The 10,788-nt window shown below is 63.7% G+C and carries 11 protein-coding genes; 8 read left to right on the top strand and 3 right to left on the bottom strand.

Going from position 1 to position 10,788, the window contains the following annotated elements; all coding sequences use genetic code 11:
- Window positions 1-228 precede the first annotated feature (228 nt).
- Window positions 229-1,101 (top strand): ferritin-like domain-containing protein, encoded by an 873-nt coding sequence (locus LB528_RS18455; protein ID WP_224715838.1) that lies wholly within the window; start codon window positions 229-231, stop codon window positions 1,099-1,101.
- 91 nt (window positions 1,102-1,192) lie between these two features.
- Window positions 1,193-2,767 carry an FAD-dependent oxidoreductase gene (locus tag LB528_RS18450; protein ID WP_224715835.1) on the top strand — a complete coding sequence of 525 codons (1,575 nt, stop codon included), beginning with the start codon at window positions 1,193-1,195 and terminating at the stop codon, window positions 2,765-2,767.
- A gap of 160 nt (window positions 2,768-2,927) precedes the next feature.
- On the opposite strand, the gene LB528_RS18445 is transcribed toward LB528_RS18450, so the two are convergent.
- The gene (locus tag LB528_RS18445; RefSeq protein ID WP_224715834.1) at window positions 2,928-3,356 is read right to left on the bottom strand and encodes an SgcJ/EcaC family oxidoreductase; all 429 of its coding nucleotides are present in this window, start codon (window positions 3,354-3,356) and stop codon (window positions 2,928-2,930) included.
- 183 nt (window positions 3,357-3,539) lie between these two features.
- Between LB528_RS18445 and minC the strand changes: the two genes are divergently transcribed.
- The 6 genes from minC to LB528_RS18415 all read left to right on the top strand — a co-directional run bounded on the left by minC (window position 3,540) and on the right by LB528_RS18415 (window position 8,566).
- Window positions 3,540-4,457, top strand: coding sequence for a septum site-determining protein MinC (minC, locus tag LB528_RS18440; RefSeq protein ID WP_224715833.1), 918 nt, complete (start codon window positions 3,540-3,542; stop codon window positions 4,455-4,457).
- Window positions 4,458-4,621: 164 nt separating this feature from the next.
- Window positions 4,622-5,437: a septum site-determining protein MinD gene (gene minD, locus LB528_RS18435; RefSeq protein WP_140757287.1), complete on the top strand. Its 816-nt coding sequence runs from the start codon at window positions 4,622-4,624 to the stop codon at window positions 5,435-5,437.
- Window positions 5,434-5,706: a cell division topological specificity factor MinE gene (gene minE, locus LB528_RS18430; protein ID WP_224513240.1), complete on the top strand. Its 273-nt coding sequence runs from the start codon at window positions 5,434-5,436 to the stop codon at window positions 5,704-5,706. The genes minD and minE overlap by 4 nt, the downstream gene beginning before the upstream one ends.
- Window positions 5,707-5,918: 212 nt before the next feature.
- Complete coding sequence (locus LB528_RS18425) at window positions 5,919-6,803, top strand: EamA family transporter (protein WP_224513242.1); 885 nt, start codon at window positions 5,919-5,921, stop codon at window positions 6,801-6,803.
- 265 nt (window positions 6,804-7,068) lie between these two features.
- Entirely contained in the window at window positions 7,069-7,665 is a 597-nt protein-coding gene (locus tag LB528_RS18420) for a hypothetical protein (RefSeq protein WP_224513245.1), read from the top strand.
- Window positions 7,666-8,017: 352 nt separating this feature from the next.
- Window positions 8,018-8,566, top strand: a complete 549-nt coding sequence (locus LB528_RS18415) for a hypothetical protein (RefSeq protein WP_224513247.1) — start codon at window positions 8,018-8,020, stop codon at window positions 8,564-8,566.
- 140 nt (window positions 8,567-8,706) lie between these two features.
- Here the strand turns inward: LB528_RS18415 and LB528_RS18410 are convergent, their stop codons facing one another.
- A complete protein-coding gene (locus LB528_RS18410) occupies window positions 8,707-9,363 on the bottom strand; it encodes a response regulator (protein ID WP_224513250.1) in 657 nt (218 codons plus the stop codon).
- Window positions 9,360-10,757: a sensor histidine kinase gene (locus LB528_RS18405; protein ID WP_224715832.1), complete on the bottom strand. Its 1,398-nt coding sequence runs from the start codon at window positions 10,755-10,757 to the stop codon at window positions 9,360-9,362. The genes LB528_RS18410 and LB528_RS18405 overlap by 4 nt, the downstream gene beginning before the upstream one ends.
- Window positions 10,758-10,788 lie beyond the last annotated feature (31 nt).

The raw sequence follows: 10,788 nt of genomic DNA, 5'->3' as shown, positions 1-10,788 counted from the left end.
GGTGGGGAGGAGCGTGCGGAGGGCGGGGAGGAGGGTCATGAATCGATCCGGCGGACAAGAAGCTCGTCCTATAGAGGAACCGCAGCCCGGGAGTCACGCCGGCAGGCCAATGGACTCTCCACAACCATACCGGCTCAGTTCAGGAACATTCCGCGTTTAGCGGAGTTTGACGGAACGGCCCGCTCGTTTGAGGCCACACCGGTTCATGGCGGGCTTCGGGAGGAAGCTATGATCCGTGCCACGCCTTCACTTCATGTTTCTCGCCGCGGCGCATTGCAAATTGGTCTTGGAGCGACGCTCGCTTCAGCGACCGGCGTCGTCCCCGTTTCGCCTGCTTTCGCACAGGATGACATAAAGGACGAAGACATTTTCCGGTTCGCGCTGAACCTGGAATACATGGAGGCCGAATACTACCTCCGGGGCACCACAGGAAAAGGCATCGACGACTCAGATGCCGGTTCCAAGCCCGGCGAAGTCGTCGGCGGCAAGAAGGTCTCCTTCGAAACGCCCGCACTGGCTGAATTTTTGCGGGAAGTCGCGGAAAATGAACTTGCCCATGTCAGGTTCTATCGCAAGACACTGGCGTCGAATGCGGTGGACCGGCCGGCGATAGATTTTGATGCAGGCTTTGCCGCGGTCTCCAAGGCGGCCGGGCTCGGTGCCGACTTCGACCCCTTCGGCAACCAGATGAACTTCGTGCTTGGCGGCATGCTGTTCGAGGATGTCGGCGTCACCGCCTACGCCGGTGCGGCAACCGTCCTGAAGAACAAGGAATTCCTGGCTGCCGCGGCTGGAATTCTCGCGGTCGAGGCCTACCACATGGGGATGGCGCGGTCGTCGCTCTATCGCATGGGCGAGAAGGCCTGGAAGGCGGCGAACGCGATTTCCGACGCACGCGACAAGATCGACGGGCCCGAGGACAAGGACCAGGGCATTCGCGTCGACGGCAAGGCGAACTTCGTTCCTTCGACTCCGGATGGGATTGCCTTCACAAGGACGCCGCAGGAGGTGCTGCGCATTGTTTATCTGACCGACCAATCGGGTGTGAGCAAGGGCGGCTTTTACCCGAACGGGATGAACGGAACGCTCAAGAGCACCTAGCCGCGAGGATGGAGCCGGTCACGATGACCTACAATCCGCGCTGCGCAGCATTGGTCGCCGGTCGTTCCATATCGTCTCGACGGGGCACGCGATGAACGTCAGCAGCGAAGCGACCAGATCGTTTTGGATGCTCGACGCCAGCTTGCCCAGCGCTGCCCGCCTCGAGCAGCACGAACATTGCGACGTGGCCGTCGTTGGAGCCGGCATCGCGGGGGTCTCGATTGCCTATGAACTGGCGCTCGCAGGACGCAAGGTGGTGCTCGTGGATCGCGGCCCGTTGCTCGGGGGCATGACATCGCGCACGACCGCCCATCTGGCACCGATCTGCGACGACGGCTTGAGCGCGCTGATCGACATGCGCGGCGAGGCTCTGGCGCGCGGATTTCAGGAGAGCCAGCAAGCCGCCGTCGACCGCATCGAACGGCACGTTGCCAGCCTGGAGATCGACTGCGATTTCAGGCGGCTGGACGGCTTTCTTTTCCCGGCCGCATGGATGGACGAGAAGCAGGCCGCTAGAGAATGCAATAAGGAGTATGCGGCTGCGGCGAAGATCGGCGCCGAGGCTGAGCATGGCAAAGGCGTGCCGCTCAAGGGTCATGAATCGGCACCCATCCTGCGCTATCCCGAACAGGCCACCTTCCACCCGCTGAAATATTTGCGCGCGCTGCTGGCTGACTTCGAGAAGCGAGGCGGCAAGGCGTTCGCCGATAGCGCCGTCGTCGAGATCGAGGAGGGGGAGCAGATTCGCCTGAAATGCGACGGCGGCTCCACCGTCACGGCTTCGAACGCGGTGTTTGCCACCAATTCCCCGATCAACACATGGGTCAAGATCCATAGCAAGATGGCGCCTTACCGCACCTATGCGATGGCTTTCGACATCGCCAGGGGAACCCTCCCGGATGCGCTCTACTGGGACATGGACGATCCCTATTATTATGTCCGCCTCAATCCCGGCCCGGGCAAGACGGACTGTCTCATCGCCGGCGGCCGCGATCACAAATCGGGCGAAGCGGACGACGGCGAGGCACGCTTTGCCGCGCTTGAAGCATGGATCAGGGCATTGGTGCCCGATCTTGGCGGAGAAAGAACGCGGTGGTCCGGTCAGGTTCTCGAAACGATCGATTATTGCGGCTTCATCGGCCGAAGCCCCGGCAACGGCAACGTCTTCATGGCCACCGGCGATTCCGGCCAGGGCATGACGCATGGTGCATTGGCCGGACTGCTGATCCACGATCTGATCGTGGACGGATCGAACTCGTGGGAAGCCGTCTACGCCCCCGACCGGAAGCCGCCCGCCGCGCTCGCGCACTACGTCAATGAGAACCTTACAACGGTGAAGAACCTTGCCGGCTACTTGCTGCCCGGTGAGGTCAAGTCGGCCGGCGACCTCAAGCCTGGCGAAGGCGGCATCCTTCAGGACGGCTTGAGCAAGTTCGCCGTGTGCCGCGATCGCAACGGCAAATTGCACCGGCATTCGGCCAGTTGCACGCATCTCGGCTGCATCGTGCACTGGAATTCGACCGAGCAATGCTGGGATTGCCCCTGCCACGGCTCGCAGTTCGCGCCGGACGGTACGGTGCTCAACGCCCCGGCCATCCGCGGCTTGGCCGGGCCGGAGGGTCGCGGGTCTCGCGCGGAGCCCAAGGTGGCGTCCGGGGGAGAGTAACTTATAACGGTCTACGTTTAGCGCAACCGCCTCGGGTCCTCAGTTGCGGCCGCCGCGCAGAGCGTGTGGCTGTCCCGCCCTCTCGAAGGAAACTCCCGGGCCAGGGATGCTCGTGCGCCTCGCTTCGTCGGGCCATCGACTGCGAACTGCCGCGATGCAGCTATCTGGCCTTGGAAGGGGGAGCGATCGCCCCTGGAACAATGTCGGTGTTTTGGGCCACCTTTATCCGCCAGCCGGACTGTTCCTTCTTCACCACCAGAAGCAGAATGCCTTCCCGCGTTCCGGCGGGGGAGCCGTCCGGAGCGGACGCGCCGGTGAGGGTCCATCTGTAGTGCACCGATGCAACGCCCGGAGACAACTCGACGACTGGCGAGACGACACCCTGCAATCGGCTGTCGCGAAACATGGTCTCATGAGTCGCGCGGTGCGCCGCTTCGATCTCGGCGCGGTTTTTCCACCACATGCCCACGACATTGACGAAATTGGCATCCTCGGAAAACAGCGCCGCGAAGTCATCGATATCATGTCTGCTCCAGGCATCGGCAAAGGCAGTCGCGGCATCCTCGGGCCTGTTGACTTCCAGCGTCATGACATGAGCTCCCTTGCTTTCCGCCGGCTAGGGGTGAGACGATAGCGGCATCGGCGGCACCTGTCACCGCCCGGCCACAGAAGTTAGCTGCGTCAGCTGTTAACGGCTCCGATCCCCAAAATTAACCTTTTGTTAACCATTCGCCCGGCACCCTTTAACCATTGAGTAAGGATTCGCCCGGACGTGACCTTCGCCGCCCCTTTGCACAACAAATCGATCCGCTTCCGCGCCCGCTCCTTCGTCGCTTTCACGCTGACGCCGGAGGCGCCGATCGCCGACTGGCTGGAGGGGTTGGATCACTGGATTGCCAACTCGCCGGGCTATTTCAACGGGCGACCGGTGGTGCTGGATCTGAACGTCCTGCAGCCGGGACCGGAGGAGATCGGCGCACTGGTGGGTGTGCTCGGCTCGCGCGGCATCCGCGTCTATGCCATCGAGCTCGACGGCGCCGAGCTCGGGCCTGAGCTGCCGCCGATACTCGCCGGCGCCAAGGAGGCGACGGCCGAGGGGTTGCTGGGCCGAGCCGCGCGGAAGGCGCGAGCCGAAGAGTTGGAAGCCGCCGCTGGGGAGCGGGCGCAGGCGACCCAAGTGGCCGACCTGGCCGCCGAAGCCGCAAAGGCGGAAGTCTCTCCGATCGAGATGTCCGGCGATGAGCCGGTGGATCCCGAGCTGGCAAGGCTCGAAGCGGTCCGGATCGAGCCGGAGCAGAGCGATGCGGCCCAATCCAAGTCTGCGAATGCGGGGCAGGGCGCGGCGGAGATGTCAGCCGCCGCCGGCACATTGATGATCAAGGCACCGATCCGCTCGGGACAGTCGGTGTTCCATCCGCATGGCGACGTCATCGTGCTGGGCTCGGTCGCGTCCGGCTCGGAAATCGTCGCCGGCGGCTCCATTCATGTCTATGGCACGCTGCGCGGGCGCGCGATCGCCGGCTCCGAAGGCAATGTTTCGGCGCGTATCTTTTGCCGCAAGAACGAGGCCGAGCTGCTCGCCGTCGACGGCTGGTACACCACGGCCGAGGAGATGGAAGGCACCTCGCGCGGCAAGGCCGTGCAGGCCTTCCTCGACAATGATGCGCTGTGCGTGGTGCCGCTCGGCTAGTTCGGCAACGCAAGGTTCGGACCGGTTTCGCGTGCCAGAGTTATGATTGCATGTCGCCCAAAGGTGCTCAGCGGTTTTGGGAGAACGACATGCACCAAGAAATGAACGAGTCCGCCGTGCCCGGCACGGCCAGAGAATAAAAACCGCCAATGGAGGCTGGATATATGGGCAAGGTAGTCGTGGTCACTTCGGGCAAGGGGGGTGTCGGCAAGACAACCTCGACGGCCGCGCTCGGCGCCGCCGTGGCCAAGACCGGCAAGAAGGTGGCTCTGGTCGATTTCGACGTGGGCCTCAGGAACCTCGACCTCATCATGGGCGCCGAGCGTCGCGTGGTGTTCGACCTCGTCAATGTCATCCAGGGTTCGGCGAAGCTGTCGCAGGCGTTGATCCGCGACAAGCGGCTGGAGACGCTTTACCTGCTGCCAGCCTCGCAAACCCGCGACAAGGATGCACTGACCGAAGAGGGCGTCGCCGAAGTCATCGCGCGGCTGCGTTCGGTGTTCGACTATGTCTTCTGCGACAGCCCGGCCGGCATCGAGCGGGGCGCCCAGCTTGCCATGCGCTTCGCCGACGAGGCGGTCATCGTCACAAACCCGGAAGTGTCGTCGGTGCGCGACTCCGACCGCATCATCGGCCTGCTCGACGCCCGCACCATGAAGGCGGAGCAAGGTGAGCTGGTCCAGAAACACGTGCTGGTCACGCGCTACGACGCGGCGCGCGCCGCGCGCGGCGAGATGCTGTCGATCGACGACGTGCTGGAGATCCTGTCGACGCCGCTCTTGGGTATCATCCCGGAAAGCCAGGATGTGCTGCGGGCCTCGAACCTTGGCTCGCCCGTCACGCTCTCGGAACCGCTAAATGGTGCCGCAAAAGCTTACCTCGAAGCGGCAAGACGTCTGGAAGGCGAGGACCTGCCGGTGGTCGTCCCCTTCGAACGCAAGGGCTTCCTCGACCGGCTGCTCGGAAGGAGGGCCGCATGAGCATCCTCGATCTTTTCAAACGGCGCACCAGCGCGCCGGTAGCGCGCGAGCGGCTGCAGCTGCTGCTCGCCTATGAGCGCCAGAGCCGCGGCCAGCCGGATCTCGTCTCCATCCTACGCGAGGAGATCATGGCGGTCATCGCCAAGCACGTGCAGATCGACCAGGACTACCTCCAGGTCTCGATGGATCGCGGCGCGACCATGTCGACGCTGGAGATCGACATCCAGATTCCCAACAAGGGCGCCGCGCCGCTTGCCATGGCGGGGTGAAGCATTTCGGGAAGGCGCCGGGCGTGCATCTGGCAAGGCCTCGTTCCCGCACACTTTCCCTCTGTCCGGCAGGGCAGAGGGGATGCTGTCCCGCCAGCCTTTCGGACGTTCCGCCTAGGCAATCCTGTCCCATCCATCCCCGTCCGCTGCCTCACGACATCGCAACCGGCGCGCCCTATCTCCATTCCCGAACCGGGAGGATGGAGCCAGGATTGACCACAGCACAGGCCGTTAACCAAGAGAGCCACGTCGGCGCCATGCCCGTGCTTGGCCTGCTTGGCGCAATGATGTCGGTGCAGGTGGGCGCTGCCTTTGCCAAGGGCCTGTTCCCGGTGCTGGGGCCGGAAGGCACGACCATGCTCAGGCTCGCCATCGGCGCGCTGATGCTGGCTGTGGTGCTGAGGCCCTGGAAGGTACTGCCCTCGCGGAAAAATTTGCCTTGGCTTGCCGCCTATGGCATCACCGTCTGCGCCATGAACATGCTGTTCTATGCCGCGCTCCAGCGCATTCCGCTCGGTATCTGCGTGGCGCTCGAATTTACCGGGCCGCTGTTTGTCGCCACGCTCGGCTCCAGGCGCCTGCTTGACCTTGTCTGGGTGGCGCTGGCTGTCGTCGGCATCGTGCTGCTGTCGCCCTTTGCCGGTATCAGTCGCGGGCTCGATCCGCTGGGCGTGGCGCTGGCGCTCGCGGCGGGCGCTTGCTGGGGGCTTTACATTATCTTCGCCCAGAAGGCCGGCGCCGAGCTCGGTGTGCGCACCTCCGCCTATGGGATGGCGATCGCCGCGATGCTGGCGCTGCCTTTCGGCTTCAGCACCGCGCAGCCCTACCTCGCCGATCCGTACATCATGGCGGGCGCGGCAGTGGTCGGCCTGTTCTCCAGCGCGCTGCCCTTCTATCTGGAAATGCTGGTGCTGGCCCGCATGCCTGCCAAGGTCTACGGCATGCTGGTCTGCCTGGAGCCGGCTGGCGGCGCGCTGACTGGCTTCCAGTTTTTGCATGAGAAGCTCAATCTTTTGCAATGCGCGGGCGTTGCCGCCGTCATTGCTGCCGCTTTCGGCACGGCGCTTGCGGCGCGGCGGCCGGTGCCATTGGCCTGAGCGCGTCTTGCGAACATGCCGCGAGCGCGAATCTCGTTAACGGCTTGCTCGGCCTGGGAATTGATCCCACGACGGTAGTGTCCGACCACATCCGGTGGTTGAAATAAGACTTAGGTCCTACAGTAAAACGCATTAGGTCCGAGTGGACAAGACAAGGGTCGTGGGCCACTTCCTTATGACCTGCTGATTGGGGATGCTTATGCTGCGACATTGCAGGTGGGGTAGCTCGGCCGACGGGCTGAAGGGCTGGCATGGGGAGAGCGGAATGCGCGGATCGCGCAGGGTCTGCAGGCTGGTCTTGCAAGCGCTGACTGCGGTGGCGCTGGTTGTCGCGCCTTTCAGTCTCTCCGTCGATGGTTTGGTTGTGACCAAAGCCTATGCCGACAAAGGCGGCGGTGGCGGCGGAAACGGTGGCGGCGGCGGCAAGGGTGGTGGAAGCGGTAACGGGGGCGGCAATAGCGGGAACGGCAACGGAGGCGGGAACAACGGCAACGGGAACGGCGGCTCCAACTCCGGTTCGGCCGGCGGCTCGAATTCCGGCAATGGCGGCAGCAGCGGAAACGGTAATAGCAGCGGCGGCAATAGCGGAAACGGCGACAACGGAAACGGGAACAGCGACAACGGCAACAGCGGCAAGAGCAGCAGCGCCGGCGCGGCAAGCACCGCCGATGTCGATGATCATGTGAATGCCCTGACGGGCGACAAGGTTGAGGCCACCCGCACCAAAATCGAGGTCACGCACCGCAATGGAATGAAGGAGAAGATCGAGAACGGCCGGTTCAGGATGGAAGACAAATACGGACGCACCATCATCGACCGCAAGGCCACCATGGCCGATCTCAATCGCCTGAAGAGTTTGTGAGAGCGAGGTTTTATCGGGATTAGATCTTAAGGGACCGAAGGTCAGCGCTGCAAAACCAGGTTGCCACCTTTTGCTTCGTCTCTGCGGTCCTGATCGTCTTGCGGTAGAACTTGGCTACTCACCTTACCCCCGCCTCCGTGCGGGGGTAATTTTTTCAAGTTCGGCAATGTCCGCCGCTTGCGACATTGGTCAGTCACGGTGGCGGAAATGGTCCGATTGGCCAGGGCATGGGTCGTGGGCCACTTTCGTCGGACCGCCGGAATGTGAATCCTTGCAGAGACACTGTTCCGTCGCGCCTGTCCCGTGAGCGGAACTTCGGCCATGCCGAGACGAACCCGCAGGAAAGGACGGAATGCACCAACCCGCCTGCAAAAGGCCAGCCTACCTTGTGCTGCGCGCCGTTGGCGCGCTGGCGATTGTGGTCGCGCCCTGTCTGGTGAAGCCGGGCTACATGACCAAGCTCGTATCCGCAGCCTATGCCGGCAACGGCAATGGCAATGGCAATGGAGGCGGGAACAATGGAGGCGGGAACGGCGGCAACGGCAGTGGCGGCAATTCGGGTTCCGGCGGCGGCTCGAATTCCGGCAATGGCGGCAACAATGGCAACAGCAACGGCCAGGGCGACAACGGCAACAGCAATGCCGGTGGCGGCAACCCCAATGCCGGGCCGGGGAACAATAGCGGCAAGGGCAATACCAATCCCGGCGGCAAGAACAGCTACACCAACGCCGCAACAGGCGACACGCTCTCGATCGACGGTGATAAGGTCACCGTCATTCATCGCAACGGCATGAAGGAGCAAGTCCAGAACGGCCGTTTCGAGATGACGGACGCGCAAGGCCGCACAATCATCGAACGGCAGGCGACGGAGAAGGACCTGTCGCGCCTGCTGAACCTGTGAAGGTTCTGGAAGAGCTATCCCTTCTCCCCCACCCGCATGTCACCCCCGCCCATGGAGGGGGTGATTGCCTTCAGGCAGTAGGCAGTAGGCAGTAGGCAGTAGGCAGTAGGCAGTAGGATGTCATCTTCGCCACTGCCTGCCTATTGCCTAACTTGCTGCCTTTCCCGCGCCTCATGCATCAGCAGCGCCGCCTCGGTGCGGTTGCGCACGTTGAGCTTGGCGAGCACTCTGGTCATATGATGCTTGACCGTCTTCTCCTGCAGCGATAGCCGGGCGGCGACCTCCTTGTTGCTCAGCCCCTCCGCGACCAGTTTTAGGATCTCAGCCTCGCGGCCGGTGAGTTGGCTCAGCGGATCGGGCTTGCCGCCTGTGGGCTGCAGAAGGTCGGAAAGCAGCCTGGCCGAGAGGCTCGGCGATACGTAGCTCTGGCCATTGGCGACGTCGCGCAGGATCTCGGCCAGCGCCTTGGAGCCGACGCCTTTCAGCACATAACCGCGCGCGCCGGCCTTCAGCGCCTGGGCGACATCGGCATTGGTCTCCGACACAGTCAGCATGACGATCTTCTGCTCGGGCACCGCAGCAAGGATGCCGGCGAGCGCGTTGAGGCCGCCGCCCGGCATGCTGATGTCGAGCAGGAGGATATCGGGCGTGCTGGCGCGCGCCAGCCTTTCGGCGTCCTCTGCGCTGGCGCCTTCGCCCACCAGTTCGAACCCCCCCATTTCGCCGAGGCTGCGCGCCACGCCCTCGCGAAACAGGGGATGGTCGTCGACTATTGCGATGCGGATGGATGCGCTCACGGTTGCTCCTCGACAGACAAGGTGATCACCAGTCTTGTTCCTCCCGGGCCAGACAGCGTTTCGAACTGCCCGCCGATGCTTTCGATACGCTCCCTCAGGCCCGCAAGGCCAAGGCCCTCGCTTCGGGCCGGGTCGAACCCGGGGCCGGCGTCCACAACCTCGACGAGGAGCTTGCCGCCTTTCGTCGTGGTTCTGACCTGCTGGCCCTTGCCTTTGCCGTGCCGGAAGGCGTTGTTCAGGCCTTCCTGCACGAAGCGATAGATGCTGATCTTTTCCGAGGTGCCGAGTTCCGGCAAGCGCTCCGGCAGGGTTAGCAACACTTTGGTGCTGGTGCGCCGCTCATGCTCGGCCACCGCGAGCCGCAAAATGTCGGCGATGGCCTGCGTCTCGATCTGCGGCAGCACCAGCCCGTTGCAGATGCCGCGTATTTCGCGCATCGCTTCGCCCAGCGTCTTGTGGATGCCGGCGATCTCGGCCTCGCGCAGCGTGCTCGATGTGGTCGGATCGACCAGCACCGGGCTGTCCATCCTGAGCGCTGCGAGCGCCACCAGTTGCGCCGGTCCGTCATGCAGGTCTGCCCCGATACGCCTCAGATACCGTTCATTGATCGCGGTGGCGCGGCGCGAGGCGCGCTGTACGCGCTGGCGCAGCGACGAATTCTGCGCCAGCGCCGCCTGCAATTCCGAAACCTTGGCCTCGAGCGCCGCCTGTTGGGTGACAATGGTGCGGCTGCCGCGGAAAACGATGCCGGAGAGCAGGGCGAGCGCCGCGGCGGTGGCGGCCGCCACCACCAGCCATGTCCACAGCAGGGCCGAGTGGAGCGATTCCTCGAAGTCGCCGGACAATTCGTAGAATTCGGTCACAGCCACAACCTCGCCGGACCAGGGCTCGCGTACCGGGTTGTAGATTTCCAGCAGCGGAGCGCCCATCGACCGCTCCCTGTCGTCTTCCTCGTCCTCGAGCCTGTTGTATTTGACCATGACGTTGCCGGCGAAAGCGGCGATGAGGTTGGCGTTGGGCTTGATCTGCCTGCCGATCAGGCTTGCGTCCTTTGAATAGAGGATTGTGCCGTCGCGCCGCCAAAGCTTGAACGACACCAGTCTTTTGCCGAGTGCGCCCTGGCCGAGCGTCTCGTCCAGCGCCCGCTTGACCGTGTCGTCGAGTTCCTGGCTCTTGCGCATGTCTGGCAGCAGCGGCGCGATCACGCTGTCGACATAGAGCGCGGTGGTGGCGGCGGAATTGTGCAAGACGCCGTCACGGATCTGCGATGTCACCCACAGCCCAACCACGAGCATTACGGCCAGAAGGCCGATGCCGCCCGCTATCACGAACTGCCAGGCCAGCGACAGACCGCTCCAGATCCGCGCAGGTCGTTTTAAATACCTCCCAAACATCGGCACCGTTCACCCACCCGTTCGCCAGAGT

The sequence above is a fragment of the Mesorhizobium sp. CA4 genome, assembly GCF_020165075.1.
Classification (GTDB): Bacteria; Pseudomonadota; Alphaproteobacteria; order Rhizobiales; family Rhizobiaceae; genus Mesorhizobium.
The sequence above is the reverse complement of the archived record's forward strand: the minus strand, read 5'-3'. Positions and strand labels throughout refer to the sequence as shown.